Here is a 25564-nt window from a genome sequence, read left to right as displayed (position 1 = left end):
GTGGAGAAATGACAATATTACATGAGAAATTGCAGGAAACAACGACATTCATCAAGGAAAAAGGGGTAGGATCTATTGATTTTGGTTTGATCTTAGGTTCAGGATTAGGTGAATTAGCAGATGAGATTGAAAATCCAATTGTGCTGCCTTATAACGATATCCCTCATTTTCCAGTTTCAACAGTCGTCGGGCATGCCGGACAACTAGTTTATGGTACATTATCTGGAAAAAAAGTATTGGCGATGCAAGGTCGTTTCCATTACTATGAAGGACATTCCATGCAGACAGTTACTTACCCTGTTCGAGTAATGGCGGCCCTTGAAGCACATTCACTTGTTGTGACGAACGCATGCGGCGGAGTGAATGAAAGTTTCCAACCTGGTGATTTGATGTTGATCACGGATCAAATCAATTTCATGGGGGACAATCCATTGATTGGGGCTAACGAAGAAGAAATGGGACCACGATTCCCTGATATGAGCCAGGCTTATCATCCAAGCTACCGGGAAACAGCAAAACAAATTGCAGAAACAAAAGGTCTCCACTTAAAAGAAGGAGTTTACATGGGCTTTTCTGGGCCGACTTATGAAACACCTGCTGAAATTCGATTTGCTCGTACGATCGGTGCAGATGCTGTGGGTATGTCGACGGTTCCTGAGGTAATCGTAGCTGTTCATAGTGGCTTGAAAGTGTTGGGCGTTTCATGTATCACCAATCTAGCTGCTGGTATGCAAGCAAGCCTGAACCATGAAGAAGTCGTAGAGACAACAGAACGGGTCAAAGCCGAATTTAAAGCGCTGATCAAAGAAACTTTAGCGAATCTGTAAAACAAGCAAACCCTAAAAAAAGAGCATAAAAGAGAAGTAGAAAAGGAGCGAAAAGATGAGCGTTCATATTGAAGCAAAAGCTGGCGAGATTGCTGATAAGATTTTATTACCTGGCGATCCTCTACGCGCAAAATACATTGCAGAAACATTTTTAGAAGACCCGATCTGTTATAACAATGTCCGAGGGATGCTCGGTTATACCGGTGTCTACAAAGGTGAGCGAGTATCAGTACAAGGAACTGGTATGGGGATGCCTTCTGCGACCATTTATGCCCATGAATTGATCAATTCTTATGGCGTAAAAAAATTGATTCGTGTCGGCACTTGTGGCGCGATTTCTAAAGATGTTCATGTTCGGGACTTAGTGATCGCCCAAGCTGCAGCGACAAGTTCTTCCATGGTAGCAAAGAATTTTCAAAGTTTTCATTTTCCGCCAATCGCAGATTTCGACTTGTTGCGTAAAGCGTATGATACAGCGATTGCATCCGGCTTTACCACCCACGTTGGGAACATTTTATCGGAAGATACTTTCTATAAAGATGATATGGCAGAAACAGTGGAATTGGCTGATCTTGGTGTATTAGGTGTTGAGATGGAGGCCGCTGCGCTTTACTATTTAGGAGCAAAATTCCACGTACAGACCTTAGCGATCTGCACAGTCAGTGATCATATCATCACTGGAGAAGAAACAACAGCGGAAGAGAGACAAACAACATTCAATGATATGATCAAAGTTGGCTTAGAAACAGCTATCTCCTAATCCTTTTTCTTATCCTACAGCCTACAAAAAATTTTTTATTCCTGTATCGCTTTCTGATTGACTCCTTAGACAATGGGAGCCAGTCAGAAAGTGATTTTTTGTTAAATGATTGATTGAATCTTTCTAGCTAGTTGGAATAGTTGCACTTTTGGACGAAAATGGTTTAATTAAAGAAAAGGAGGTTGGAGCATGAATAATTTTACTTTTCAGGTGACAACGGATATACGTTTTGGGAAAGATCGGTTAAATGAGTTGCCGGAAGTATTGAATACTTTCGGAAAAAATGTCCTATTGGTCTATGGCGGCGGCAGTATCAAAAAAAGCGGACTTTATGATCAAGTCATGGCGCAATTGCAAAACAATGACAATCAAGTAACAGAATTAGCAGGAGTTGAACCAAACCCTCGGATTGAAACAGTAGCAAAAGGGGCAGAACTCTGCCGCACTGAAAAAATTGATGTGATTCTTGCAGTCGGAGGCGGCTCCGTGATTGATTGCAGCAAAGTGATCGCAGGTGCTGCTTGCAGTGAGGAAGATCCTTGGACTTTAGTGACTAAACGCAGCTACCAAGGGCCAGCATTGCCATTAGTTACGGTTTTGACATTAGCTGCAACTGGTAGTGAAATGAATCGGGGAGCAGTTATCACGAACCTTACAGCGAAACAAAAATTAGGGGTCCACGGTCCTAATTTCTTGCCGAAGGTTTCTTTCTTAGATCCCACCTGGACCTTTAGCGTCAATCGCTATCAAACAGCGGCTGGTTCTGCAGATATTATGAGTCATCTGATCGAAAACTACTTTAGTACAACAGAGAATACGGATGTACAAGACGGCATCGCAGAAGGGCTGTTGAAAGCGGTAATCACAAACTTGCCGATTGCTTTGGATACCCCAGATGACTATGATGCTCGGGCAAACTTGATGTGGGCAAGTACATTGGCGTTAAATGGGTTGACAGGTAGTGGGAAAGCCGGTGCGTGGTCGTGCCATCCAATGGAACATGAGTTGAGTGCTTTTTATGATATTACTCATGGGATCGGCTTAGCCATCTTGACGCCCCGCTGGATGCTTCATGTGTTGAATGAGACAACAGCACCTAAGTTGGCTCGCTTTGCCCGTGAAGTATTCCAAGTAGAAGAAGCGGTCCCAGAAATGGCAGCTCGGATGGGGATTCAAAAGTTATACGATTTCTTCCTTGCTTGTGGGATCCCAATGACTTTACCAGAAGTGGGAATCGAAGATGATCGTCATTTTGAAGAAATGGCCAAGCAAGCAGTAGCATTTAGTTCAATTGCGACAAATGCCTACGTACCGTTGACAGAATCTGATGTCATTGCCATTTATCAAGAGGCTTTGACCCCTTCAGAGTATCTCTAAATGAAGAAACCCTGACAGAATAGACAAATAATCGGTAGGGTAATTGGTATCCTACCGATTATTTGTCTGTGTACTTCTATCAAAGAATTATCTTGAATAATGGATACGGCGCAAGATCTCTTGTGCGATCACACCATGTCCGGCGATTGTTGGGTGGACACCATCTTCCCCAGTATAATAAGATGAATGTTTTTTGACAGTACGTTCAGCGAATAAGCCGTCTAAAGGAAGGTAGTCACAACCAAATTCAGCAGCTAGTTCACGAATGGAATGGATCTTGGGATCCAAATCCTTCCGCCATTGTTTGCGATCTGCTGGATAAGGAAGAACAAATGGCTCTAAAAGCAGGATTTTCTTGATCCCACTTTCGGTCACTTGCTGCAAAAATTGCCGATAATCACTAGCAAATGTCGCGGTTGCTTCGGGTGTGCCGAAAGAGGAGGTGCCAATATTGTGCCAGGTATCATTGATACCGATCAAGAAAATCAGGAGATCTGGCTTTAAATCAATGCAGTCTTCCTCGATGCGATTTAAGATATCGCGAATTTTATTCCCACTAATGCCGCGGTTAACAAATGACAAGTTTGCATCTGGGTATTCTGCAGCTAGATGGGCTGCCACAAAGGCGGGAAATCCTTTTCCCAGATCCGTAGCATCGAGTCGATCACGGCCGCAGTCGGTGATGCTATCTCCAAGAAATAGTAGCGTATCATTTTTACAGAGTGTGGTCATCATTCCATGCTCCTTTCGTATGCGGTTTCAATTATAACGAATATTTCTCAGGAAACCAATCAAAAAAAGACTGTGCCGTCAGTCAGGAAGAATACTCTTGCTCTGACTTGCAGCACAGCCTTGGCTGTTAATGATTATAAGTAATATTTTTTCGCAACTGTTAGATCATCGTTCAATTCATAAACAAGTGGTTGACCTGTTGGAATTTCAAGATCCATGATGTCTTCATCAGAGATACCTTCGATGTGTTTTGCTAACGCACGTAGAGAGTTTCCGTGAGCGGCAACTAAAACAGTTTTGTTGTCTTTCAATGCAGGTGCGATTTCATCTTGCCAGAAAGGTAATGCACGTTCTAGCGTTACTTTCAAGTTTTCGCCGCCAGGTACGTCGCGAGGATCAAGCATTGCATAACGACGATCGTTTGCTGCAGAACCTTCATCAGATGCATCCATCAATGGAGGCAATACATCGTAGGAACGACGCCAGATGTGAACTTGTTCGTCTCCGTATTTTTCAGCAGTTTCTTTTTTGTTCAATCCTTGTAGTTTACCGTAGTGACGTTCGTTCAAACGCCAAGATTTGATTGTTGGCACCCATAGTTGATCAGAATATTCTAAAATGTAGTTACAAGTTTTGATGGCACGAGTTAATACAGATGTGTAGGCAACATCGAATTCGATGCCGGCTTCTTTGATTTTACGTCCGCCCTCGATTGCTTCTTCGACACCTTCTGGCGCTAAATCTACATCGGCCCAACCAGTAAATTGGTTCAATTTATTCCATTCGCTTAGTCCGTGACGAGAAAATACTAATTTTGGCATGTAAAACTCTCCTTTTAGATATTAGATATTTTTCTGAAATTTTCAATTCCCTGTTTATTGTACACTTTTTCGCAAAGAATTTCTACGTATTTAGCGTAAAACCTTGTTTCTTAAAAAAAGAAACAGAAAAAAACGTCTTTCTTCAAGACGTTCTTTTTTATTTCTGAATCATTTTGCCTGACAGGATCGGTGCACAGAAAAAAAAGATGAAGCACCGGATTCAGACAAGTGATTAATGACTGTATACTTTATCCAATTCTTCTTCTGAAAGTTTTATGTATTTATAGCAGGTTCCGACAGAAACACCGCATTTTGTGGAGATGAATTGAATCGTCTCTTTTTTATCGTAATAAAGCTGGCGAATTTTTTTGATGGTTTTTGGATCGATTTTTGGACGTCCGCCAATTTTGCCGTTCTTTCGGGCATTGTTCAATCCGACTAATGTCCGTTCTTTGATTAAGGCTTGTTCCATCGCTGCCAAACCTTCCATTAAATTGAAATAAATCGCCCCCATGGGTTCTCTCGTATCGATGTTTTCTGCTAGAGAAACTAGGTGAAGGTTTCTTTTTCTTAGAAGATCTGTCAATTCAGTTAATTGCCGGGTTGTTTTACCTAAACGATGAAGTTCAGAAACAACCAGCGTTTCCCCAGACTGCATACGAGCAATCACAGATTCTAATGAGTGGTTATCACAGTTTTCTTCGTAGGCATAGGTTTCGTGGAACAATTCTGTACAACCAAATTCTTTTAGTTTGTTTAATTGTTCACTTGATTCTTTATCAATAATTGTTGTGCGAGCATAACCGATGACTTTCATAGCCGCTCCTTCCTATTCTTTTTTATTTGAATGTAGCATAAATGAGGCATAAATGATAGAGAAAACTTGCACAAAAATGAATTTAACTCTAGAAAAATGAAGAAAAATACGTAGAACCTCGAACAAAAGGAGCACTTGCTCCTTTTGTTGCTAGAGGCATCAGCGAACGCTGCGGGTCTCAGGTCCATCATCTTGTCCAATGATGATCGTATGGACCATATCCAAGAAGAGCCCGTGCTCTACAACACCGACGGTTTGATCTAGTTCATGAGCCAATGCAACTGGTTCATTGATGGTTTGTAGATGAAGATCAATGATGTAATGACCGCAATCAGTTTTTAGCGGCGTGCCATCTTCGGCTAGGCGAAGGACAGGGTGATAGTTTTTTTCTGTAAACAATCGCATCAATTGCTGACTGCCATAGGGAATCACTTCTACAGGTAATGGGAATGCGCCTAATTTTTCAACGATCTTTGATTTATCAACAATCCAAAGAACTTTTTTAGAGTAGGTTGCGACGATTTTTTCAAAAAGCAGTGCGGCACCGCCACCTTTGATTCCATGATAGTCTCCACTAATCTCATCTGCACCATCGATCGTTAAATCGACACTTGCCACTTCATCGATCGTTTTGACCGGGATCCCTAACGATTCTGCTTGTTTTTTTGATGCCCAGGATGTTGGTACACCAACGATCGACAAGTTTTCTTCTTTCACTCTGCGCCCCAATTCTTCGATCATGTAATACGCAGTTGAACCAGTTCCTAAACCGACGACCATACCGTCAGTGACATAGCTGGCCGCTTCAATACCGACCATCTCTTTTAGATTCATTATTGACCCACCTCTAATAAAATACTATTTTCATCTTTATTATATAGTAAGAAGAAGTAAAAAGGAGGCGCAAGGGAGAGTTTTTTTATAAAATTTTGGCAGTTGCTCCTTTCATAAAAAATCATTGGAGAGATGGTTGACAGAGTCTTTTTATCGTGGTATTCTATCAAAGGTGCTTTATCTACAGGTCTCTCGTTGGAGACGTGCTGACTGTTTATCAAAGCATATTTGATAAGAATGCAGAGAATGCATTATTTTTTATCGCAAAAAAAGAACCACCTGGATGTGTGGAACTATAAAGCGAATCAAGGAAGGAGGAAAACTAGGGATGCCTACAATTAATCAATTAGTACGTAAACCTCGTAAATCCAAGGTTGAAAAATCAAATTCACCAGCATTGAACAAAGGATACAACAGTTTCAAAAAAGCTCAAACGAATGTTAACTCACCTCAAAAGCGTGGGGTAGCTACTCGTGTGGGAACTATGACACCGAAAAAACCGAACTCAGCTTTACGTAAATATGCGCGTGTTCGTTTGTCAAACTTGATTGAAGTGACAGCTTATATTCCAGGTATCGGTCACAACTTGCAAGAACACAGTGTGGTATTGCTACGCGGTGGACGTGTAAAAGACTTACCAGGGGTACGTTACCATATCGTTCGTGGTGCATTGGATACTGCCGGTGTTAACGATCGTAAACAATCTCGTTCTAAATATGGAACAAAACGTCCTAAAGCTTAATTTTGATTCAAACTACAAATGAAACTATTTAATCAGAACTGATATTTCGGAAGGAGGAGTTACGGATGCCTCGTAAAGGTCCTGTTGCAAAACGTGATGTTTTACCAGATCCTATTTATAACTCAAAATTAGTAACTCGTTTGATCAACCGTGTAATGGTTGATGGTAAACGCGGTGTTGCTGCAAATATTATCTACAATGCTTTTGGCATTATCAAAGAATCTACAGGAAATGATCCATTGGAAGTTTTCGAACAAGCAATGAAGAACATTATGCCTGTATTGGAAGTTAAAGCTCGCCGTGTCGGTGGTTCTAACTACCAAGTCCCAGTTGAAGTTCGTCCAGAACGTCGTACAACTCTAGGTCTTCGTTGGGTGGTAAACTACGCTCGTTTGCGTGGCGAACACACAATGGAAGAACGTCTTGCGAAAGAAATCATGGATGCAGCAAACAACACTGGTGCTTCTGTGAAGAAACGCGAAGACACACACAAAATGGCGGAAGCCAACCGCGCATTTGCTCACTATCGTTGGTAAGATCCTCACTGCTTTTTATTGGAAGGTACTGAGACAACCTTAGCTTAGGTTTAAGTAAGAATGAGAGGGGAACAACCTAGAATGGCAAGAGAATTTTCGCTAGAAAAAACTCGTAATATCGGGATCATGGCCCACGTTGACGCTGGTAAAACAACGACAACTGAACGTATCCTTTATTACACAGGTAAAATCCATAAAATTGGGGAAACACATGAAGGTGCTTCTCAAATGGACTGGATGGAACAAGAACAAGAACGTGGGATCACGATCACTTCTGCTGCGACAACTGCGCAATGGAAAGAAAACCGCGTAAATATCATCGACACTCCTGGACACGTGGACTTCACAATTGAAGTACAACGTTCACTACGGGTTCTTGACGGTGCTGTAACAGTATTGGACTCACAATCTGGTGTAGAACCACAAACTGAAACAGTTTGGCGTCAAGCGACAGATTACCGCGTACCACGTATCGTATTCTGTAACAAAATGGATAAAATCGGTGCAGACTTCTTATACTCTGTATCTACTTTACATGATCGCTTGCAAGCAAATGCTCATCCAATCCAATTACCAATTGGTGCGGAAGATGACTTTACTGGTATCATCGATCTAGTAAAAATGAAAGCTGAGATCTATACAAACGATTTAGGAACAGAGATTCAAGAAACTGAAATTCCTGAAGAGTACAAAGAATTAGCTGAAGAATGGCGCGAAAAATTAGTTGAAGCAGTTGCAGATACTGACGAAGAGCTAATGATGAAATTCTTGGAAGGTGAAGAAATCACTGAAGAAGAATTGAAAGCTGGTATCCGTCAAGCGACATTGACTGTTGAATTTTTCCCAGTTCTTTGTGGTTCAGCCTTCAAAAACAAAGGGGTTCAATTGATGTTGGATGCAGTCATCGACTACCTTCCTTCACCACTTGATGTTCCTGCAATCAAAGGGATCAATCCTAAAACTGACGAAGAAACTGATCGTCCTGCTGACGATGAAGCGCCTTTTGCTTCACTAGCATTTAAAGTAATGACTGACCCATTCGTAGGTCGTTTGACATTCTTCCGTGTGTATTCAGGTGTCTTGAACTCTGGATCATATGTCTTGAATGCTTCAAAAGACAAACGCGAACGTATCGGTCGTATCCTGCAAATGCACGCGAACACTCGTGCAGAAATCCAAACAGTTTATTCAGGCGATATCGCTGCAGCTGTTGGTTTGAAAGATACAACAACAGGGGATACATTGTGTGACGAAAAATCACCAGTTATCCTTGAATCAATCGAATTCCCAGAACCAGTTATCGAAGTAGCTGTTGAACCTAAATCAAAAGCTGACCAAGATAAAATGGGTGTGGCTTTACAAAAACTTGCTGAAGAAGATCCTTCATTCCGTGTAGAAACAAACGCTGAAACTGGCGAAACTGTTATCGCAGGGATGGGTGAACTTCACTTGGACGTCCTTGTTGACCGTATGCGTCGCGAATTTAAAGTTGAAGCAAACGTTGGTGCGCCTCAAGTTTCTTACCGCGAAACATTCCGTGCTTCTACGCAAGCCGAAGGTAAATTTGTACGTCAGTCTGGTGGTAAAGGTCAATACGGTCACGTATGGATCGAATTTACACCAAACGAAGAAGGTAAAGGCTTCGAATTCGAAAACGCAATTGTCGGTGGTGTGGTTCCACGTGAATACATCCCAGCAGTTGAAAAAGGACTTGAAGACTCAATGGCTAACGGTGTTCTAGCTGGTTATCCATTGGTTGACATCAAAGCCAAGCTTTACGATGGTTCATACCATGATGTCGATTCAAGTGAAACAGCCTTCCGTGTGGCAGCTTCAATGGCTTTACGTGCTGCAGCGAAGAAAGCTAATCCAGTGATTCTTGAACCAATGATGAAAGTTGTTATCACTGTTCCTGAAGATTACTTAGGTGATGTTATGGGACACGTAACTGCTCGTCGTGGACGTGTTGAAGGTATGGAAGCGCATGGTAACTCACAAATCGTTAACGCGATTGTTCCATTGGCTGAAATGTTCGGATATGCAACAACACTTCGTTCATCTACTCAAGGACGCGGTACTTTCATGATGACATTTGATCACTATGAAGATGTACCTAAGTCTGTTCAAGAAGAAATCATCAAGAAAAACGGCGGCAAAGCTGAATAATTGATGCACAAATGCGAAATTCAGTAAAAAGCTATATTTTTTATGAAGTTTCGTGTACAATATTATCGATGATAAGGGATGGGGGGCTTCGCGCCCTCTACCTATCAAATATAAAAAATAAACTGTATTTTTAGGAGGAACATTTTAAAATGGCAAAAGAAAAATTTGACCGTTCTAAACCCCACGTAAACATTGGTACGATCGGACACGTTGACCATGGTAAAACTACACTTACAGCTGCTATCACAACTGTATTATCTAAAAAAGGTTTGGCACAAGCTTCTGCTTACGACCAAATCGATGGTGCTCCAGAAGAACGCGAACGCGGAATCACTATCTCAACTGCTCACGTTGAGTATGAAACTGAAGCTCGCCACTACGCTCACGTAGACTGCCCAGGACACGCGGACTATGTTAAAAACATGATCACTGGTGCTGCGCAAATGGACGGTGCGATCTTAGTAGTATCTGCTGCTGACGGTCCTATGCCTCAAACTCGTGAACACATCTTGTTATCACGTAACGTTGGCGTACCATACATCGTTGTTTTCTTGAACAAAATGGATATGGTTGATGACGAAGAATTGCTAGAATTAGTTGAAATGGAAGTTCGTGACCTATTGTCTGAATATGACTTCCCAGGCGACGATGTTCCTGTAATCGCCGGTTCTGCTTTGAAAGCTCTTGAAGGAGATCCTTCATACGAAGAAAAAATCATGGAATTGATGGCTGCAGTTGACGAATACGTTCCAACTCCAGAACGTGATACTGACAAACCATTCATGATGCCAGTCGAAGACGTATTCTCAATCACTGGACGTGGTACTGTTGCTACAGGCCGTGTTGAACGTGGACAAGTTCGCGTTGGTGATGAAGTAGAAATCGTTGGTATTGCTGACGAAACTGCTAAAACAACTGTAACAGGTGTTGAAATGTTCCGTAAATTGTTAGACTATGCTGAAGCAGGGGATAACATTGGTGCATTGCTACGTGGGGTTGCTCGTGAAGACATCCAACGTGGACAAGTATTGGCTAAAGCTGGTACAATCACACCTCATACAAAATTCAAAGCTGAAGTTTATGTTTTGACAAAAGAAGAAGGTGGACGTCACACTCCATTCTTCACTAACTACCGTCCTCAGTTCTACTTCCGTACAACTGACGTAACTGGTGTTGTTGAATTACCAGAAGGAACTGAAATGGTTATGCCTGGCGATAACGTAACAATCGACGTTGAATTGATCCACCCAATCGCTATCGAAGACGGAACTCGTTTCTCAATTCGTGAAGGCGGACGTACTGTTGGTTCAGGCGTTGTAACTGAAATCAAAGCTTAATTGACTTGATAAATGCAAAAAGCAGAAGCGCTAGCGCTTCTGCTTTTTTTTGCTTGAAAATTTTTATTTGATCAATTTTTGATCTTTTAGAAACTGATCAAAGCCTTGGTCAGGGACACGGCCGTAGAAATTGGCGAATTTTTCGGACCAAGGCATTGTTTCTCTCGCTTCACCGAAGGCGGTCATGATTTGGTCATAGTCTTCGATCGCTTGATAGGAATAATCCTGGTATTTGTTGTAATGGATTACCGCCTCTTGAGGCAAGCGAGGCTTGAGAGCCATATCTACAATTGGTTTGCCAATACTTAATCCAGCCACAGGGTAAACGTATTCTGGCAGTTCGAGCAATTCGGCGATCGCTTTGCTGTCTTTGCGGACACTGCCGGAAATAACTGTTCCTAGACCAAGAGATTCCGCAGCAATGGCAGCTGACTGTAAAGCGATACTAGCATCGGTTGTTGCGATCAACAATGGTTGTAGACCTTCATCAACCAGATAAGGTGTTTGTTTTTTCTCAGCAACTTTCTTGGTGCGGTTTAAATCAGCCAAGAAAAGTAAAAAGATAGAACTTTCAGCGATATGAGGATTACCTGGATTCCAAGTAACCAGCTGTTGTCGAAGTGAACGATCATCGATCACGAGAATGGAATAAGCTTGCCCGTTCATCCAGCTAGGTGCTTGTCGTGCAGCAGATAAAATTGCTTCTAACTGCTCCTTTGATAATTGATAGTTGCTATCGAATTGGCGATAAGTGCGGTGGTTGGTTAATAGATCAATTGTCTCATTCATACAGATGCTCCTTTAATTGTGTTGTGATTTTTCTGAATTGCTGACAAAACAAGTCTAGTTGATTTTCCGAAAGTCGTGTATAGTTCAGACGAAATCCGTTTGTATCATTGCTGAAGAGAAAGGCTGGGGCAACTAGACAATCATTTTTTAAGAAAAGTGTCCAGTCTCTCCGTTTCAGTGGGGCGTGTTGCCATTGCAGCCAGAGGTATAGTCCCCCAGTGGTCTGTTGGAATGCCCAATCCTCAGAAAAAGCGTCCAGTCGCTGAATCAAGGCATGTTGCTTTTGAGCCATCTTTTTTAGCAAGTCCTGTTGTTGTTGAGGGTACTCCATGGAACGGAGAGCAAGATTAGCTAACAGTTGAGGAAAAATCGTTGTCTCGATAGACATCCTTTTTTTAGCTTGAGCAAATTGATCCGCCAATGCTTCAGGAGCTAATAACCAGCCGATTTTGATAGAAGACCCAAAGAGTTTTGATAAAGATCCGAGATAAATGACCGAATCTGGTGCTAGTGCCTTAAATTTTTCGGGTTGCGGCGTAAAGGCTAACTCACTAAAGATATCATCTTCTATGATCGGTACTTGATACCTCTGGCAAATAGCGATAATTTCTTTGCGGCGGCCAAGGCTCATGGTACGACCGGTGGGATTTTGGAATGTCGGATTTAAATAAACAAATTTGATTTTCTGCTCTTTCAATGCTTGTTCTAAGTCTTTCGGTCGCATCCCTTCTTCGTCCTGTTTGATTCCGAGAACGCGGACATTCATTGTTGTAAATAAGGGCAATGAAAACAAAAAGGAAGGATCTTCCGTAAGAATACTATCACCTGAAGTCAACAAAACTTGCATAAGCAGTGTGATACCTTGCGTGGAGCCAGAAGTGATCACGAGTTTTTGTCCAGATAAGGGGATTCCGAAATCTTCCGTCAAGTGCCGCATCAAGACTTCTTGCAATGGTGGATAGCCGGCTGGGGTGCTTTGCAGGCTTTCGTTGCGGATCATCTCCCAAGTAAAGGCAGGAAATTGGAAATCAGGAAGCAGTTCTTGTGGCAGATCACCTGTATAAAGGTCGAGAATTTGGTCTTTTGTGCGCAATCGCTGAATCTCTTCAACAAAGGGGTCTTGCTGTAAGTAGGGACTAGATAGAGACGAGCGGAGATAAGACAGAGGGGTCTGACGGTTGCCCCATCGACCTTCAGAGACTTGTGTGCCGCTGCCTCGTTTGCGCGTGATCCATCCTAAACTCCGAAGCTCATCCAGTGCCTTGACGATCGTTGAACGGTTGACCCCGAATTGAGTGGCTAGTTTTCGTTCGGCGGGCAACTGTTCACCAGGTGTGTAATCGCCATTTTGGATGGCCTCGATAAAGTAAGTGACGATTTGCTGATAGAGTGGTTGCTTCTTCTGTTTATCGATTTGCCTATCGGTCATTAGAGCCCTCCTTTTTTTATTGGATGGTATAAAAATAAGCCAATTGGCTGTTTTCGTCAAGGGGACCATTGGTTATACTGAATAAAAGGAGTCGATAATAATGAAGAAAGTATTAACGATCGCCGGGTCCGATTCAACAGGCGGCGCAGGAATTGAAGCTGATTTAAAGACCTTTCAAGAGTATGGTGTTTTTGGTTTTGCTTCGATTGCCTCGATCGTCACCATGGATCCGTCAATGGGATGGACCCACGAAGTGACAGCTATAGACACTTCTTTGGTCGAAAAACAATTGATTTCGGCTTTCACGGGGGAACCAATGGATGCCGTTAAGACAGGGATGTTGGGGAATGAAGCCAATATTGCGCAGGCTGCCAAGATGATCCAGCAACAACAAGTGAAACAGGTGGTGATCGATCCTGTTATTGCTTGTAAAGGGACCGCACATATTTTGCAGCCAAAGAGTGTGGATGCATTGATCGAATACTTGCTGCCTTTGGCGGATGTGGTGACACCTAACTTGATTGAAGCTGGAATTTTATCGGGGATGGGGGACTTAAAAGACCTTGTTGCTATGAAAGAAGCTGCGAAAAGGATTTATCATTTAGGCGCGAAGTGTGTCGTCGTCAAAGGAGGTCATCGGTTGCCAGGAGCGCAGGCAATTGACTTAGTTTATGATGGACACTCTTTTACTACTCTAGAAAGCCGGAGGATCGATACTGATTTCAACCATGGTGCAGGCTGTACGTTTTCTGCAGCCATTACTGCTGGATTAGCAAAAGGGCTGCCGTTACTAGAAAGCATTCGCTTGGCCAAAGACTTCGTCGTTGCGGCGATTCGACAAGGGGTTCTGATCAATCCTTATGTCGGTCACGTCTGGCACGGTGCTTATAATCATGCGGAAGAAAGGATGATACCACATGAATGATCACAGAATTCGAAGTATTGTCTTTGTGGCATTGTTTACAGCGTTGACAGTCATTGGTACGATGATCAAGATCCCATTGCCCACCGGCGCCTTTGTGCACTTGGGGAATGCCGTTCTTTTATTAGCAGTTTTATTATTAGGTTATGTGAAAGGCTCCCTTGCTGGGGGACTGGGCTTTGCGATTTTTGATTTGCTGAATGGGTATGCGACAGAGGCCCCTTATTTTATTTTGGAAAGTTTTATTGTGGGGGCTTTTGCATATGGTGCGTTTCTCTTATTTAAAAAACGTCCGCAAGCAATATGGCAGTTAGTGGTTATTGGGTCTGTTACTGGCTTGGCGAAACTTGCTATGACGCAAATCAAAAATACTGTTATGCTTTGGTATCTTGGCAGCAGCTGGTCAGGAGCTTGGTCGGCAGCGGTCATCAAATTGCCGGCAACAGTCATCAATGTAGTGGTCACGATTTTGATTGTCGCTATTGCTTATTTTCCGTTAAGAGCAGCAATCCAACGTGTGACTAAAGGATTAATCAACTAGTAGTAAATCGAGATGATTAGTGGTTTGAAGCGCTTTTTCTGGAGAAATATTCCGGAAGGAGCGCTTTTGCGTTAGTAGCTATGGTTGTTGGAAAAGCTTTTGCTTAGAGCAAGTCATTAGGCAAGGTTTTTGTTGTTTTCAAGAGAAAAGAAAGTTTTCTGAAAAAAACGCAAAAGAATCGTTTCTTTTCATTAAAAAAAGCTTGCAATCAGCGTTTATCCATAATATAATCATAAAGGTGCTGTTTACGTATATGCGTAAGTCACACTGGCAGCAAAGAAAAAACTGCCGGCTACGAAACGAGAGGTTGCGACACGCCCGGACGCTTTGCCATGGACGAGCGTGACGGAAATTTTCGTGGAGCTATGTCTACTTTTCAAAATAGGCGAAGGAGGGAAAACAATGGCAAAACAAAAAATTCGTATCCGTTTAAAAGCGTATGAACATCGTATTTTAGATCAATCAGCGGATAAAATCGTAGAAACTGCAAAAAGAACTGGAGCTGGCGTATCTGGTCCAATTCCATTGCCAACTGAACGCAGCTTGTACACGATCATCCGTGCGACACACAAATACAAAGATTCACGCGAACAATTCGAAATGCGTACACACAAACGTCTAATCGACATTGTGAATCCAACACCAAAAACAGTTGATGCTTTAATGAAGCTAGACTTGCCAAGCGGTGTAAATATTGAAATCAAACTATAATAATTAAGATGGAGGTGTAATCATGACCAAAGGAATCTTAGGGAAAAAAGTGGGAATGACTCAAATCTTCACTGAATCTGGCGAATTGATTCCAGTAACTGTAGTAGAAGCTACTCCAAACGTAGTGCTACAAGTGAAAACAATCGAAAATGACGGCTACGAAGCAATTCAAGTCGGCTACCAAGATATGCGTGAAGTTTTGTCTAACAAACCTGCGAAAGGTCATGTTGCAAAAGCAAACACGGCTCCTAAGCGCTTCATTCGCGAATTCAAGAATGTAGAGCTAGAGGGCTTAGAAGTAGGTTCAGAAATTAAAGTTGATATTTTTGAAGCAGGAGACATCATTGATGTAACCGGCACTTCGAAAGGTAAAGGATTCCAAGGCGTTATCAAACGTCACGGACAAAGCCGCGGACCAATGGCTCACGGTTCTCGTTATCACCGTCGTCCTGGATCAATGGGTCCAGTTGCACCTAACCGTGTATTCAAAAACAAACGTCTTGCTGGACGTATGGGCGGTAACCGCATCACGATCCAAAACTTGGAAATCGTGCGTGTAGACGCAGAACGTAACGTTATCTTGATTAAAGGTAATGTACCTGGCGCGAAAAAATCATTGATTACAATCAAATCAGCTGTGAAAGCTAAATAAGTAGATAGGAAGAAAGGAGGAACTAAGGAATGCCGAATGTAGCATTATTCAAACAAGATGGAAGCCAAAATGGCGAAATTACATTGAACGAAGAAATCTTCGGAATTGAACCAAATGAAACAGTTGTCTACGATGCAATCATCATGCAACGTGCTTCATTAAGACAAGGAACACACGCTGTAAAAAATCGCAGTGCCGTTCGTGGCGGTGGCCGTAAACCATGGCGCCAAAAAGGAACTGGTCGTGCTCGTCAAGGTTCAATCCGTTCACCACAATGGCGTGGAGGTGGCGTAGTCTTCGGACCAACACCACGTTCATACAGCTACAAACTTCCTAAAAAAGTTCGTCGCTTAGCAATGAAATCTGTATTGTCAGAAAAAGTTGCTTCAAATAACTTGGTAGCAGTAGAAGGGTTAAGCTTTGATGCACCAAAAACAAAAGAATTCAAACAAGTTTTAGCTAACTTGACTATTGACTCAAAAGTATTGGTAGTTTTAGAAACAGAAAACGACTTTGCTGCATTATCTGCACGCAACTTGCCATCTGTTTCAGTAGTAACTGCTGATAACGTGAGCGTATTGGATGTTGTTTCAGCAGATAAAATGTTGGTAACACAAACTGCTCTTACTCAGATCGAGGAGGTGCTTGCATAATGAACTTACTAGACGTCATCAAACGCCCAGTGATCACTGAGAAATCTATGCTTGCCATGGATGACAAGAAATATACTTTCGAAGTAGACACAAAAGCGAACAAAACTTTAGTAAAACAAGCTGTAGAAGCTGCCTTTGACGGAGTGAAAGTGGCTAACGTGAATATCATCAACGTACGCCCTAAATTCAAACGCATGGGTAAATATGCAGGATACACAAAAAAACGTCGCAAAGCTGTTGTGACTTTAACTGAAGATTCAAAAGAAATCCAAATTTTTGACGCTGCTGAATAAGCAGACCATATTTAAATACTAAATGGGAGGGAAAAAGACGTGGCGATTAAAAAGTACAAACCTACCACAAACGGCCGTCGTAATATGACAAGTTCTGATTTCGCTGAAATCACAACTTCAACACCAGAAAAAACATTGTTAGCGCCATTGAAAAACAATGCTGGTCGTAACAACAACGGACGTATCACGGTTCGTCATCAAGGTGGCGGTCACAAACGTCAATACCGTTTGATCGATTTCAAACGTAACAAAGACAATGTCGTTGCTACTGTTAAAACGATTGAATATGATCCAAACCGTTCTGCTAACATTGCGTTAGTACATTACGAGGATGGAGTAAAAGCATATATCTTAGCACCTAAAGGATTAGAAGTTGGCATGACTGTCGTTTCTGGACCAGATGCAGATATTAAAGTAGGGAACGCATTACCACTAGAAAATATTCCAGTTGGTACTGTTATCCACAACATCGAAATGAAACCAGGAAAAGGCGGACAATTGATCCGTTCAGCTGGTACAAGTGCACAAGTACTTGGTAAAGAAGGAAAATATGTATTGATCCGCTTGAACTCAGGCGAAGTACGTATGATCTTGGCAACATGCCGTGCAACAATTGGCTCTGTTGGTAACGAACAACATGAATTGATCAACATCGGTAAAGCCGGACGTTCTCGTTGGATGCGCAAACGCCCAACTGTACGTGGTAGCGTAATGAACCCTAATGATCACCCACACGGTGGTGGTGAAGGTAAAGCTCCAATCGGACGTAAAGCTCCAGTTTCACCTTGGGGACAACCAGCACTTGGTTACAAAACACGTAACAAGAAAGCTAAATCAGACAAACTTATCGTTCGTCGTCGCAAGACTAAATAATTTACTTGACCATGTGTCGCACATTTTGAGAGGAGGTACACCATGGGTCGTAGTTTGAAAAAAGGACCTTTTGTCGATGACCATTTGATGAAGAAGGTCGAAGCACAACAAGGCGCTGAAAAGAAAAAAGTGATCAAAACTTGGTCACGTCGTTCCACAATCTTCCCAAGTTTTATCGGATTTACAATTGCTGTGTATGATGGACGGAAACATGTACCAGTTTACATCCAAGAAGACATGGTAGGACACAAACTAGGTGAATTTGCACCAACAAGAACTTATCGCGGACACGCTGCCGACGATAAGAAAACAAGACGCTAATTTTGAGGGGAGGATATCCAAAAATGGCAGAACAAATCACATCAGCGAAAGCAACTGCTAAAACAGTCCGCGTTTCTCCTCGTAAATCACGTCTAGTTATTGATTTGATCAGAGGGAAAAGCGTTGCTGAAGCAATCGCGATCTTGAAGTTCACACCAAACAAAGCGGCTGGAATCATCGAGAAAGTCTTGATGTCAGCTATCGCTAATGCAGAAAACAATTTTGACTTAGATGTTGAAAACTTGATTGTTTCTGAAGCATTCGTCAACGAAGGACCAACAATGAAACGTTTCCGTCCACGTGCGAAAGGTTCAGCTTCTCCAATCAACAAACGTACAAGTCATATTACTGTAGTCGTATCAGAAAAATAAGGAGGGACAATCAGTGGGTCAAAAAGTACATCCAATTGGAATGCGTGTAGGCATCATCCGTGACTGGGATGCAAAATGGTATGCTGAAAAAGAGTATGCTGAATTTCTACATGAAGATTTGAAAATCCGTAAATTTATCGCATCTAAACTTGCTGATGCCGCTGTGTCAACAATTGAAATCGAGCGCGCAGCAAACCGCGTAAATATTTCAATCCACACAGCTAAACCAGGTATGGTTATCGGTAAAGGCGGATCTGAAGTCGAAAACCTAAGAAAAGAATTAAACAAATTAACTGGCAAACGAGTTCACATCAACATCGTTGAAATCAAAAAACCAGATTTAGATGCTAAATTAGTAGGCGAAGGAATCGCACGTCAATTAGAAAACCGTGTTGCTTTCCGTCGTGCGCAAAAACAAGCGATCCAACGCACAATGCGTTCTGGCGCTAAAGGAATCAAAACACAAGTATCTGGTCGTCTAAACGGAGCAGATATCGCTCGTTCAGAAGGCTATTCAGAAGGAACAGTTCCACTTCATACATTACGTGCGGATATTGATTACGCATGGGAAGAAGCAGATACAACATACGGAAAACTAGGAGTTAAAGTGTGGATTTATCGTGGAGAAATTCTTCCAACTAAAAAGAACACTGAGAAAGGAGGGAAATAAACATGTTAGTACCTAAACGTGTAAAACACCGTCGTGAATTCCGCGGGAAAATGCGCGGTGAAGCGAAAGGCGGAAAAGAAGTAGTTTTCGGTGAATACGGCTTGCAAGCTGTTGAATCACACTGGATCACAAACCGCCAAATCGAAGCTGCCCGTATTGCAATGACTCGTTATATGAAACGTGGCGGGAAAGTATGGATCAAAATTTTCCCTCACAAATCTTATACGGCCAAAGCAATTGGGGTACGTATGGGTTCTGGTAAAGGGGCTCCTGAAGGATGGGTATCACCAGTAAAACGTGGTAAAATCATGTTTGAAATTGCCGGCGTTCCCGAAGAAGTTGCGCGTGAAGCGTTACGTCTTGCTTCTCACAAATTGCCAGTGAAAACAAAGATCGTAAAACGTGAGGAAATGGGTGGTGAATCGAATGAAGGTTAAAGAAATCAGAGAATTAACCACTGCCGAAATGCTAGATCAAGAAAAACAATTGAAAGAAGAATTGTTTAATCTTAGATTCCAATTAGCTACAGGACAATTAGAAAACACTGCACGTATCAAAGAAGTACGTAAATCGATTGCACGCATCAAAACAGTATTGCGTGAACAAGCAAAGTAATAGTGGAAGGAGGCCATTTAGCGTATGACTGAAGAAAGAAATCAACGCAAAGTTTACCAAGGTCGCGTGGTATCCGACAAGATGGATAAAACAATCACTGTTGTCGTTGAAACTAAGAAAAACCACCCTATCTACGGCAAACGTCTGAACTATTCTAAGAAATACAAAGCACACGATGAAAACAACGAAGCAAAAGTTGGCGATATCGTGAAAATTATGGAAACTCGTCCATTATCAGCTACGAAACGTTTCCGTCTAGTAGAGATTGTTGAAAAGGCAGTGATTATCTAATCACACGAGATTTTCCTATATAGATTGTGAATTGCAAAATCTGAAAGGAGGATACACATCGTGATCCAAGCAGAAAGCCGATTAAGAGTGGCGGACAACTCAGGTGCCCGTGAAATTCTAACGATCAAAGTCCTTGGCGGATCTGGTCGTAAAACTGCGAATATTGGTGACGTGATCGTTGCTACGGTCAAACAAGCAACGCCAGGTGGGGTTGTCAAAAAAGGTGACGTCGTTAAAGCCGTTATCGTTCGTACAAAATCAGGAGCACGTCGTACAGACGGTTCTTACATTAAATTTGATGAAAATGCTGCGGTTATTATCCGTGACGATAAGAGCCCACGTGGAACTCGTATCTTTGGACCAGTTGCTCGCGAATTGCGTGAAGGCAACTTTATGAAGATCGTTTCCCTAGCACCAGAAGTATTGTAATAGTGATTCTTATCTAAAGGAGGTGCGAAACAAACATGTTTGTTAAAAAAGGCGATAAAGTTAAAGTTATCACTGGTAAAGACAAAAACAAAGAAGGCGTTGTACTTGCAGCGTTTCCTAAGAAAGACAAAGTCGTTGTTGAAGGTGTGAACGTCGTTAAAAAACACCAAAAACCTTCTCAAACAGCTCCTCAAGGCGGAATCGTCGAGATGGAAGCACCAATTCATGTTTCTAATGTGATGGTGGTTGATCCTTCGAACGGTGAAGCAACACGTGTAGGCTATAAAGAAGTTGACGGCAAAAAAGTCCGCGTTTCTAAAAAAACCGGAGAAGTTCTTGATAAATAATCAAATAAAGGAAGGAGGGGCTAACAGATGAACCGCCTTAAAGAAAAATATTCAAAAGAAGTTGTCCCATCATTAATGGACAAATTTAACTACAGCTCAGTTATGCAAGCACCAAAAGTTGATAAAATCGTTATCAACATGGGTGTTGGTGATGCTGTATCGAATGCAAAAAACTTAGATAAAGCTGTTGAAGAATTACAATTGATCTCAGGTCAAAAACCATTGATCACAAAAGCGAAAAAATCTATTGCTGGATTCCGTTTACGTGAAGGAATGCCAATCGGTGCGAAAGTTACTCTACGCGGCGAAAGAATGTATGAATTCTTAGACAAGTTAGTAACAGTTTCATTGCCACGTGTCCGTGACTTCCACGGTGTCAGCAAAAAAGCGTTCGACGGACGCGGAAACTACACATTAGGAATCAAAGAACAATTGATCTTCCCTGAAGTAGATTATGATTTGATCGATAAAGTACGTGGTATGGATATCGTTATTGTAACAACAGCCAACACAGATGAAGAATCTCGTGAATTGTTGTCACAATTAGGCATGCCATTCCAAAAATAAAAAAAGGAGGCGAACTACGTGGCTAAAAAATCAATGATTGCTAAAAACAAACGCCCTGCTAAATTCTCAACACAAGAGTATACTCGTTGCGAACGTTGCGGACGTCCACATTCAGTTTATCGTAAATTTCATCTTTGCCGTATTTGCTTCCGCGAACTTGCCTATAAAGGACAAATTCCCGGCGTGAAGAAAGCTAGCTGGTAAACTATACTCGCATAAAGGAGGTAAATTATCCCATGGTCATGACAGATCCAATCGCAGATTTTCTAACGCGTGTACGTAATGCCAATATGGTAAAACACGAAAGCTTAGAAGTACCTGCTTCAAAAATCAAACGTGATATCGCTGAAATCTTGAAACGTGAAGGTTTCGTTCGCGATGTTGAATATATCGAAGATGACAAACAAGGCGTGATCCGCGTATTCTTGAAATACGGCAAAAACGGTGAACGTGTTATCACAAACTTGAAACGTATCTCTAAACCAGGTTTGCGTGCTTATGTCAAAGCTGACGAAGTGCCAAAAGTATTGAACGGTTTAGGAATCGCGATCATCTCAACTTCTGAAGGTGTTATCACTGACAAAGAAGCAAGAGCAAAAAATGTTGGCGGCGAAGTAGTCGCTTATGTATGGTAATTTAAAATAATCCACAAGGAGGTGCCTCTAAGTGAGTCGTATCGGTAATAAGATCGTCGTTCTTCCTGCAGGTGTTGAAATCAAACAAGATGGAAACGACATTACAGTTAAAGGACCTAAAGGTGAATTGAAACGTACTTTTTCTTCTGATATCAAAATGAATATCGAAGGAAACGAAGTAACATTCACTCGTCCAAACGATAGTAAAGAAATGAAAACTATCCACGGAACTACCCGTGCAAACTTCAACAACATGGTTGTTGGTGTTTCTGAAGGTTTCCAAAAAGCGTTAGAATTGATCGGGGTTGGGTACCGTGCTCAATTGCAAGGTAAAAAACTTGTATTGAACGTTGGTTACTCTCATCCGGTTGAAATCGAAGCGCCAGCTGGAATCGAAATTGAAGTTCCTTCAAACACTTCTGTGATCATCAAAGGATCAGATAAAGAAGTTGTTGGCGAATTAGCTGCCAATATTCGTGGCGTTCGTCCTCCAGAACCTTATAAAGGCAAAGGAATTCGTTATGTTGGCGAATTTGTGCGTCGTAAAGAAGGTAAAACTGGTAAATAGTCGTAAGCATTTACGAATAGCGGCTTAGGCTAGCAAATAAAAAGAGGTGACAATTGTGATTACAAAACCAGATAAAAATAAAACACGTCAGAAAAGACATCGTCGTGTACGTAACAAAATCTCTGGTACTGCTGAGTGCCCACGCTTAAACGTGTTCCGTTCGAACAAAAACATCTACGCTCAAATCATTGATGACGTAGCGGGTGTGACGCTAGCAAGTGCCTCTGCCTTAGATAAAGAAATTTCAGGTGGAAACAAAACTGAACAAGCACAAGCTGTCGGCAAATTAGTTGCAGAACGTGCAGCAGCAAAAGGTATTAAAGTAGTAGTCTTTGACCGTGGTGGATACCTTTACCATGGCCGTGTAGCAGCTTTAGCTGAAGCAGCTCGCGAAAATGGACTGGAATTTTAAGAGAAGGAGGAACACCATTCATGGTTTATATTGATCCAAAACATTTGGAATTAGAAGACCGCGTTGTTGCGATTAACCGTGTAACTAAAGTTGTTAAAGGTGGACGTCGTCTACGTTTTGCTGCATTAGTTGTTGTCGGTGATAAAAACGGACACGTAGGTTTCGGTACTGGTAAAGCACAAGAAGTACCAGAAGCAATCCGTAAAGCAATCGAAGACGCGAAGAAAAACTTGGTAGAAGTACCAATGGTTGGTTCTACAATCCCTCACGAAGTTATCGGTGTATTCGGCGGCGGACGCATCCTTATGAAACCTGCTGTAGAAGGTTCTGGGGTAGCTGCTGGTGGACCCGTTCGTGCCGTATTGGAATTAGCTGGGGTAGCGGATATCACATCTAAATCTTTAGGTTCTAACACACCAATCAACGTTGTTCGCGCAACAGTTGAAGGGTTGAAACAATTGAAACGCGCTGAAGAAGTGGCAGCACTTCGCGGCAAATCAGTAGAAGAATTAATCGGTTAAGGAGGACACTATAATGGCTGAATTGAAAATCACTTTAAAACGCAGTATTATTGGACGTCCCCAAAACCAACGCGATACTGTAAAAGCGTTAGGTCTTACAAAGTTGAATTCAACAGTAGTAAAACCTGCTAATGATGCAATCAAAGGCATGGTCAACACTGTTTCTCACTTAGTGGACGTTGAAGAAGTCTAAGGATCAGCAGATCTAGTTTGATTAAGGAGGTGCCAAACCTATGAAACTTCATGAATTAAAACCATCAGAAGGATCACGCCAAGTACGTAACCGTGTTGGTCGCGGAACTTCATCTGGTAACGGTAAAACAGCTGGACGCGGACAAAAAGGTCAAAAAGCTCGTTCAGGTGGCGGAGTACGTTTAGGCTTTGAAGGGGGACAAACACCATTGTTCCGTCGTTTGCCAAAACGCGGATTTACAAATGTCAACCGCAAAGAATATGCAGTTATCAATCTTGATGTATTAAACCGCTTTGAAGACGGTGCAGAAGTAACACCTGTTGCTTTGCATGAAGCTGGAATCGTCAAAGATGAAAAAGCTGGAATCAAAGTATTAGCAAATGGAGAACTAACGAAGAAATTGACTGTGAAAGCAGCAAAATTCTCAAAAGCAGCTGAAGAAGCAATCGTTGCTGCTGGTGGATCAATCGAGGTGATCTAATGTTCAAACTACTAAAGGACGCCTTTAAAGTAAAAGATATTAGATCGAGAATTTTCTTCACCGTACTTATCTTGTTTGTCTTTCGTCTGGGTACACATATTACTGTGCCAGGCGTAGACGCAAGCCGTTTGCGGGAAATTGCTGATCTACCGTTTCTGAACATGTTGAACTTGGTCAGCGGTGGCGCGATGCAGCAATTCTCGATTTTCTCAATGGGTGTGTCACCATATATTACTGCGTCAATCGTTATTCAGTTGTTGCAGATGGATATTGTGCCAAGATTTGTTGAGTGGTCGAAGCAAGGGGAAGTTGGTCGTAAGAAATTGAATCAAGCAACTCGTTACCTAACATTGGTTTTGGCCTTTGTTCAGTCGATGACGTTAACTGCAGGGTTCAACTATTATACACAACTTGGCTTTGTCAACAATCCAAATATCTCGACGTTTGTGGTGATTGGTTTGATCTTAACAGCAGGTACGATGCTCGTTACTTGGTTAGGAGAACAAATCACAGAACGCGGAATTGGAAATGGTGTGTCAATGATTATCTTTGCAGGGATCATTTCACGCTTACCCGCTAGTATCAAGGAATTGGTAGAAGATTATTTCATCAACGTGGATCCATCAGATATTTGGATGAATGCATTGTTTATGGTCTTGCTTGTCGTTGCTGTTTTGGTCATCATCACATTTGTGACGTATGTACAACAAGCAGAACGAAAGATTCCAATCCAATATACGAAGCGAGTAGCTGGTGCGCCAACAAGTAGTTATCTTCCATTGAAGGTCAACGCTGCCGGTGTAATCCCAGTTATCTTTGCTAGTTCGTTTATTACAACACCAAATGCGATCATTCAAGCATTAGGTAGTTCGTACAAAGGCGAAACTTGGTATGAAGTAGTACAAACGATTTTTAGTTATAACACCGTACCTGGTGCGATCATCTATACTGTTTTGATCGTGGCGTTTACGTTCTTCTATGCATTTGTACAAGTTAACCCTGAGAAATTAGCGGAAAACCTACAAAAACAAGGAAGCTACATTCCAAGTGTGCGCCCTGGTAAAGGAACAGAAGAATACGTCTCACGTCTGCTTATGCGATTAAGTACAGTAGGATCGGTCTTCTTAGGACTAGTTGCGCTGTTGCCGATCATCGCTCAGATGGTTTGGAACTTGCCGCAATCAATCGGTTTAGGTGGAACAAGTTTATTGATCGTTATCGGGGTAGCTCTGGATACTGCGAAGCAGCTAGAAGGACTTATGCTGAAACGGAAATATACTGGTTTTATCAATTAAAGTTATTGAAGTGTTGAGGTCTTCCTCAACACTATT

Annotated in this window: 37 protein-coding genes; 31 read left to right on the top strand and 6 right to left on the bottom strand. The window is 42.0% G+C overall.

The window, feature by feature from the left end; all coding sequences use genetic code 11:
• The first annotated feature begins 8 nt into the window (after positions 1-8).
• From ACTFWY_RS06585 to ACTFWY_RS06575, 3 genes are all read left to right on the top strand, one after another.
• On the top strand, positions 9-827 hold the full coding sequence (locus ACTFWY_RS06585; RefSeq protein WP_003127945.1) for a purine-nucleoside phosphorylase: 819 nt from the start codon (positions 9-11) through the stop codon (positions 825-827).
• Positions 828-882: 55 nt separating this feature from the next.
• The gene (gene deoD / locus ACTFWY_RS06580; RefSeq protein WP_003127946.1) at positions 883-1587 is read left to right on the top strand and encodes a purine-nucleoside phosphorylase; all 705 of its coding nucleotides are present in this window, start codon (positions 883-885) and stop codon (positions 1585-1587) included.
• A gap of 189 nt (positions 1588-1776) precedes the next feature.
• On the top strand, positions 1777-2964 hold the full coding sequence (locus tag ACTFWY_RS06575; RefSeq protein ID WP_003127948.1) for an iron-containing alcohol dehydrogenase: 1188 nt from the start codon (positions 1777-1779) through the stop codon (positions 2962-2964).
• Positions 2965-3051: 87 nt separating this feature from the next.
• Here the strand turns inward: ACTFWY_RS06575 and ACTFWY_RS06570 are convergent, their stop codons facing one another.
• The 4 genes from ACTFWY_RS06570 to rpiA form a co-directional block, all read right to left on the bottom strand.
• Complete coding sequence (locus ACTFWY_RS06570) at positions 3052-3696, bottom strand: SGNH/GDSL hydrolase family protein (RefSeq protein WP_096710878.1); 645 nt, start codon at positions 3694-3696, stop codon at positions 3052-3054.
• A 134-nt stretch (positions 3697-3830) separates the two neighbouring features.
• Positions 3831-4517, bottom strand: a complete 687-nt coding sequence (gene gpmA / locus ACTFWY_RS06565; protein WP_003127950.1) for a 2,3-diphosphoglycerate-dependent phosphoglycerate mutase — start codon at positions 4515-4517, stop codon at positions 3831-3833.
• Positions 4518-4749: 232 nt separating this feature from the next.
• Positions 4750-5334, bottom strand: a complete 585-nt coding sequence (locus ACTFWY_RS06560; RefSeq protein ID WP_003127951.1) for a recombinase family protein — start codon at positions 5332-5334, stop codon at positions 4750-4752.
• Positions 5335-5493: 159 nt separating this feature from the next.
• Entirely contained in the window at positions 5494-6168 is a 675-nt protein-coding gene (gene rpiA / locus ACTFWY_RS06555) for a ribose-5-phosphate isomerase RpiA (protein ID WP_021150630.1), read from the bottom strand.
• Positions 6169-6496: 328 nt separating this feature from the next.
• On the opposite strand from rpiA, the gene rpsL reads away from it, so the two are divergent.
• From rpsL to tuf, 4 genes are all read left to right on the top strand, one after another.
• The gene (gene rpsL, locus ACTFWY_RS06550; protein WP_003127956.1) at positions 6497-6910 is read left to right on the top strand and encodes a 30S ribosomal protein S12; all 414 of its coding nucleotides are present in this window, start codon (positions 6497-6499) and stop codon (positions 6908-6910) included.
• A 65-nt stretch (positions 6911-6975) separates the two neighbouring features.
• Positions 6976-7446 carry a 30S ribosomal protein S7 gene (rpsG, locus tag ACTFWY_RS06545; RefSeq protein WP_003127957.1) on the top strand — a complete coding sequence of 157 codons (471 nt, stop codon included), beginning with the start codon at positions 6976-6978 and terminating at the stop codon, positions 7444-7446.
• Between the two features lie 81 nt (positions 7447-7527).
• Entirely contained in the window at positions 7528-9612 is a 2085-nt protein-coding gene (gene fusA / locus ACTFWY_RS06540; RefSeq protein ID WP_003127958.1) for an elongation factor G, read from the top strand.
• Between the two features lie 149 nt (positions 9613-9761).
• Positions 9762-10949 (top strand): elongation factor Tu, encoded by a 1188-nt coding sequence (gene tuf, locus ACTFWY_RS06535; RefSeq protein WP_003127959.1) that lies wholly within the window; start codon positions 9762-9764, stop codon positions 10947-10949.
• 63 nt (positions 10950-11012) lie between these two features.
• On the opposite strand, the gene ACTFWY_RS06530 is transcribed toward tuf, so the two are convergent.
• Together ACTFWY_RS06530 and ACTFWY_RS06525 are read right to left on the bottom strand one after the other, a co-directional pair.
• Positions 11013-11738 carry a nitroreductase family protein gene (locus ACTFWY_RS06530; protein WP_005470027.1) on the bottom strand — a complete coding sequence of 242 codons (726 nt, stop codon included), beginning with the start codon at positions 11736-11738 and terminating at the stop codon, positions 11013-11015.
• On the bottom strand, positions 11731-13167 hold the full coding sequence (locus tag ACTFWY_RS06525) for an aminotransferase-like domain-containing protein (RefSeq protein ID WP_096710879.1): 1437 nt from the start codon (positions 13165-13167) through the stop codon (positions 11731-11733). The genes ACTFWY_RS06530 and ACTFWY_RS06525 overlap by 8 nt, the downstream gene beginning before the upstream one ends.
• Before the next feature lie 100 nt (positions 13168-13267).
• Here ACTFWY_RS06525 and thiD point away from each other — a divergent pair, with 100 nt between their 5' ends.
• The 24 genes from thiD to secY all read left to right on the top strand — a co-directional run bounded on the left by thiD (position 13268) and on the right by secY (position 25528).
• The gene (gene thiD, locus ACTFWY_RS06520; RefSeq protein WP_439926648.1) at positions 13268-14092 is read left to right on the top strand and encodes a bifunctional hydroxymethylpyrimidine kinase/phosphomethylpyrimidine kinase; all 825 of its coding nucleotides are present in this window, start codon (positions 13268-13270) and stop codon (positions 14090-14092) included.
• Positions 14085-14630, top strand: coding sequence for an ECF transporter S component (locus tag ACTFWY_RS06515; protein WP_003127965.1), 546 nt, complete (start codon positions 14085-14087; stop codon positions 14628-14630). Before thiD ends, ACTFWY_RS06515 begins: the two co-directional genes overlap by 8 nt.
• Positions 14631-15032: 402 nt before the next feature.
• A complete protein-coding gene (rpsJ, locus tag ACTFWY_RS06510) occupies positions 15033-15341 on the top strand; it encodes a 30S ribosomal protein S10 (RefSeq protein WP_003127966.1) in 309 nt (102 codons plus the stop codon).
• A gap of 22 nt (positions 15342-15363) precedes the next feature.
• Positions 15364-15993 (top strand): 50S ribosomal protein L3, encoded by a 630-nt coding sequence (rplC, locus tag ACTFWY_RS06505; RefSeq protein WP_003127967.1) that lies wholly within the window; start codon positions 15364-15366, stop codon positions 15991-15993.
• Positions 15994-16022: 29 nt separating this feature from the next.
• Complete coding sequence (gene rplD, locus ACTFWY_RS06500; RefSeq protein WP_003127968.1) at positions 16023-16646, top strand: 50S ribosomal protein L4; 624 nt, start codon at positions 16023-16025, stop codon at positions 16644-16646.
• Positions 16646-16939: a 50S ribosomal protein L23 gene (locus tag ACTFWY_RS06495; protein WP_003127969.1), complete on the top strand. Its 294-nt coding sequence runs from the start codon at positions 16646-16648 to the stop codon at positions 16937-16939. Before rplD ends, ACTFWY_RS06495 begins: the two co-directional genes overlap by 1 nt.
• A gap of 39 nt (positions 16940-16978) precedes the next feature.
• On the top strand, positions 16979-17812 hold the full coding sequence (gene rplB, locus ACTFWY_RS06490; protein WP_003127970.1) for a 50S ribosomal protein L2: 834 nt from the start codon (positions 16979-16981) through the stop codon (positions 17810-17812).
• A 42-nt stretch (positions 17813-17854) separates the two neighbouring features.
• Positions 17855-18133, top strand: coding sequence for a 30S ribosomal protein S19 (gene rpsS, locus ACTFWY_RS06485; RefSeq protein ID WP_003127971.1), 279 nt, complete (start codon positions 17855-17857; stop codon positions 18131-18133).
• Positions 18134-18156: 23 nt separating this feature from the next.
• Positions 18157-18504: a 50S ribosomal protein L22 gene (rplV, locus tag ACTFWY_RS06480; protein ID WP_003127973.1), complete on the top strand. Its 348-nt coding sequence runs from the start codon at positions 18157-18159 to the stop codon at positions 18502-18504.
• 13 nt (positions 18505-18517) lie between these two features.
• Positions 18518-19174, top strand: a complete 657-nt coding sequence (rpsC, locus tag ACTFWY_RS06475; protein WP_003127974.1) for a 30S ribosomal protein S3 — start codon at positions 18518-18520, stop codon at positions 19172-19174.
• Between the two features lie 2 nt (positions 19175-19176).
• A complete protein-coding gene (rplP, locus tag ACTFWY_RS06470) occupies positions 19177-19611 on the top strand; it encodes a 50S ribosomal protein L16 (RefSeq protein ID WP_003127975.1) in 435 nt (144 codons plus the stop codon).
• Complete coding sequence (rpmC, locus tag ACTFWY_RS06465; protein ID WP_002288664.1) at positions 19601-19789, top strand: 50S ribosomal protein L29; 189 nt, start codon at positions 19601-19603, stop codon at positions 19787-19789. Before rplP ends, rpmC begins: the two co-directional genes overlap by 11 nt.
• A gap of 24 nt (positions 19790-19813) precedes the next feature.
• Entirely contained in the window at positions 19814-20080 is a 267-nt protein-coding gene (gene rpsQ, locus ACTFWY_RS06460) for a 30S ribosomal protein S17 (protein WP_003128005.1), read from the top strand.
• 60 nt (positions 20081-20140) lie between these two features.
• The gene (rplN, locus tag ACTFWY_RS06455; RefSeq protein WP_003128006.1) at positions 20141-20509 is read left to right on the top strand and encodes a 50S ribosomal protein L14; all 369 of its coding nucleotides are present in this window, start codon (positions 20141-20143) and stop codon (positions 20507-20509) included.
• A gap of 35 nt (positions 20510-20544) precedes the next feature.
• Complete coding sequence (gene rplX / locus ACTFWY_RS06450; RefSeq protein ID WP_003128007.1) at positions 20545-20856, top strand: 50S ribosomal protein L24; 312 nt, start codon at positions 20545-20547, stop codon at positions 20854-20856.
• Between the two features lie 27 nt (positions 20857-20883).
• Positions 20884-21423, top strand: coding sequence for a 50S ribosomal protein L5 (gene rplE / locus ACTFWY_RS06445; protein WP_003128008.1), 540 nt, complete (start codon positions 20884-20886; stop codon positions 21421-21423).
• Between the two features lie 18 nt (positions 21424-21441).
• Positions 21442-21627 carry a type Z 30S ribosomal protein S14 gene (locus tag ACTFWY_RS06440; RefSeq protein WP_003128010.1) on the top strand — a complete coding sequence of 62 codons (186 nt, stop codon included), beginning with the start codon at positions 21442-21444 and terminating at the stop codon, positions 21625-21627.
• 32 nt (positions 21628-21659) lie between these two features.
• Entirely contained in the window at positions 21660-22058 is a 399-nt protein-coding gene (gene rpsH, locus ACTFWY_RS06435) for a 30S ribosomal protein S8 (protein ID WP_003128011.1), read from the top strand.
• A 31-nt stretch (positions 22059-22089) separates the two neighbouring features.
• Positions 22090-22626, top strand: a complete 537-nt coding sequence (gene rplF / locus ACTFWY_RS06430) for a 50S ribosomal protein L6 (RefSeq protein ID WP_003128012.1) — start codon at positions 22090-22092, stop codon at positions 22624-22626.
• A 55-nt stretch (positions 22627-22681) separates the two neighbouring features.
• The gene (gene rplR / locus ACTFWY_RS06425; RefSeq protein ID WP_003128013.1) at positions 22682-23038 is read left to right on the top strand and encodes a 50S ribosomal protein L18; all 357 of its coding nucleotides are present in this window, start codon (positions 22682-22684) and stop codon (positions 23036-23038) included.
• Between the two features lie 20 nt (positions 23039-23058).
• On the top strand, positions 23059-23559 hold the full coding sequence (gene rpsE, locus ACTFWY_RS06420; RefSeq protein ID WP_003128014.1) for a 30S ribosomal protein S5: 501 nt from the start codon (positions 23059-23061) through the stop codon (positions 23557-23559).
• A gap of 13 nt (positions 23560-23572) precedes the next feature.
• A complete protein-coding gene (gene rpmD, locus ACTFWY_RS06415) occupies positions 23573-23752 on the top strand; it encodes a 50S ribosomal protein L30 (protein WP_003128015.1) in 180 nt (59 codons plus the stop codon).
• Between the two features lie 40 nt (positions 23753-23792).
• Entirely contained in the window at positions 23793-24233 is a 441-nt protein-coding gene (gene rplO / locus ACTFWY_RS06410; RefSeq protein WP_003128016.1) for a 50S ribosomal protein L15, read from the top strand.
• A complete protein-coding gene (gene secY, locus ACTFWY_RS06405) occupies positions 24233-25528 on the top strand; it encodes a preprotein translocase subunit SecY (protein WP_003128017.1) in 1296 nt (431 codons plus the stop codon). Before rplO ends, secY begins: the two co-directional genes overlap by 1 nt.
• Positions 25529-25564 lie beyond the last annotated feature (36 nt).

The sequence above is a fragment of the Enterococcus sp. 125944 genome (assembly GCF_051909435.1).
GTDB lineage: Bacteria > Bacillota > Bacilli > Lactobacillales > Enterococcaceae > Enterococcus_D > Enterococcus_D gallinarum.
Note: the sequence above shows the minus strand (reverse complement) of the source record. Positions and strands in the feature narration are given on the sequence as shown.

Bases quoted from the DNA above. Each gene is read 5' to 3' on its own strand.
- rpiA (WP_021150630.1), bottom strand. From the start codon at position 6,168: ATGAATCTAAAAGAGATGGTCGGTATTGAAGCGGCCAGCTATGTCACT.
- fusA (WP_003127958.1), top strand. From the start codon at position 7,528: ATGGCAAGAGAATTTTCGCTAGAAAAAACTCGTAATATCGGGATCATG.
- deoD (WP_003127946.1), top strand. From the start codon at position 883: ATGAGCGTTCATATTGAAGCAAAAGCTGGCGAGATTGCTGATAAGATT.
- rplX (WP_003128007.1), top strand. From the start codon at position 20,545: ATGTTTGTTAAAAAAGGCGATAAAGTTAAAGTTATCACTGGTAAAGAC.
- ACTFWY_RS06570 (WP_096710878.1), bottom strand. From the start codon at position 3,696: ATGACCACACTCTGTAAAAATGATACGCTACTATTTCTTGGAGATAGC.
- rplC (WP_003127967.1), top strand. From the start codon at position 15,364: ATGACCAAAGGAATCTTAGGGAAAAAAGTGGGAATGACTCAAATCTTC.
- rpsL (WP_003127956.1), top strand. From the start codon at position 6,497: ATGCCTACAATTAATCAATTAGTACGTAAACCTCGTAAATCCAAGGTT.
- ACTFWY_RS06495 (WP_003127969.1), top strand. From the start codon at position 16,646: ATGAACTTACTAGACGTCATCAAACGCCCAGTGATCACTGAGAAATCT.
- rplO (WP_003128016.1), top strand. From the start codon at position 23,793: ATGAAACTTCATGAATTAAAACCATCAGAAGGATCACGCCAAGTACGT.
- tuf (WP_003127959.1), top strand. From the start codon at position 9,762: ATGGCAAAAGAAAAATTTGACCGTTCTAAACCCCACGTAAACATTGGT.
- rpsG (WP_003127957.1), top strand. From the start codon at position 6,976: ATGCCTCGTAAAGGTCCTGTTGCAAAACGTGATGTTTTACCAGATCCT.
- ACTFWY_RS06575 (WP_003127948.1), top strand. From the start codon at position 1,777: ATGAATAATTTTACTTTTCAGGTGACAACGGATATACGTTTTGGGAAA.
- rpsJ (WP_003127966.1), top strand. From the start codon at position 15,033: ATGGCAAAACAAAAAATTCGTATCCGTTTAAAAGCGTATGAACATCGT.
- rplP (WP_003127975.1), top strand. From the start codon at position 19,177: ATGTTAGTACCTAAACGTGTAAAACACCGTCGTGAATTCCGCGGGAAA.
- ACTFWY_RS06560 (WP_003127951.1), bottom strand. From the start codon at position 5,334: ATGAAAGTCATCGGTTATGCTCGCACAACAATTATTGATAAAGAATCA.
- rplD (WP_003127968.1), top strand. From the start codon at position 16,023: ATGCCGAATGTAGCATTATTCAAACAAGATGGAAGCCAAAATGGCGAA.
- rpsQ (WP_003128005.1), top strand. From the start codon at position 19,814: ATGACTGAAGAAAGAAATCAACGCAAAGTTTACCAAGGTCGCGTGGTA.
- rplE (WP_003128008.1), top strand. From the start codon at position 20,884: ATGAACCGCCTTAAAGAAAAATATTCAAAAGAAGTTGTCCCATCATTA.
- secY (WP_003128017.1), top strand. From the start codon at position 24,233: ATGTTCAAACTACTAAAGGACGCCTTTAAAGTAAAAGATATTAGATCG.
- ACTFWY_RS06530 (WP_005470027.1), bottom strand. From the start codon at position 11,738: ATGAATGAGACAATTGATCTATTAACCAACCACCGCACTTATCGCCAA.
- ACTFWY_RS06525 (WP_096710879.1), bottom strand. From the start codon at position 13,167: ATGACCGATAGGCAAATCGATAAACAGAAGAAGCAACCACTCTATCAG.
- gpmA (WP_003127950.1), bottom strand. From the start codon at position 4,517: ATGCCAAAATTAGTATTTTCTCGTCACGGACTAAGCGAATGGAATAAA.
- rpmD (WP_003128015.1), top strand. From the start codon at position 23,573: ATGGCTGAATTGAAAATCACTTTAAAACGCAGTATTATTGGACGTCCC.
- ACTFWY_RS06585 (WP_003127945.1), top strand. From the start codon at position 9: ATGACAATATTACATGAGAAATTGCAGGAAACAACGACATTCATCAAG.
- rpsH (WP_003128011.1), top strand. From the start codon at position 21,660: ATGGTCATGACAGATCCAATCGCAGATTTTCTAACGCGTGTACGTAAT.
- rplV (WP_003127973.1), top strand. From the start codon at position 18,157: ATGGCAGAACAAATCACATCAGCGAAAGCAACTGCTAAAACAGTCCGC.
- rpsE (WP_003128014.1), top strand. From the start codon at position 23,059: ATGGTTTATATTGATCCAAAACATTTGGAATTAGAAGACCGCGTTGTT.
- ACTFWY_RS06515 (WP_003127965.1), top strand. From the start codon at position 14,085: ATGAATGATCACAGAATTCGAAGTATTGTCTTTGTGGCATTGTTTACA.
- thiD (WP_439926648.1), top strand. From the start codon at position 13,268: ATGAAGAAAGTATTAACGATCGCCGGGTCCGATTCAACAGGCGGCGCA.
- rpmC (WP_002288664.1), top strand. From the start codon at position 19,601: ATGAAGGTTAAAGAAATCAGAGAATTAACCACTGCCGAAATGCTAGAT.
- rpsS (WP_003127971.1), top strand. From the start codon at position 17,855: ATGGGTCGTAGTTTGAAAAAAGGACCTTTTGTCGATGACCATTTGATG.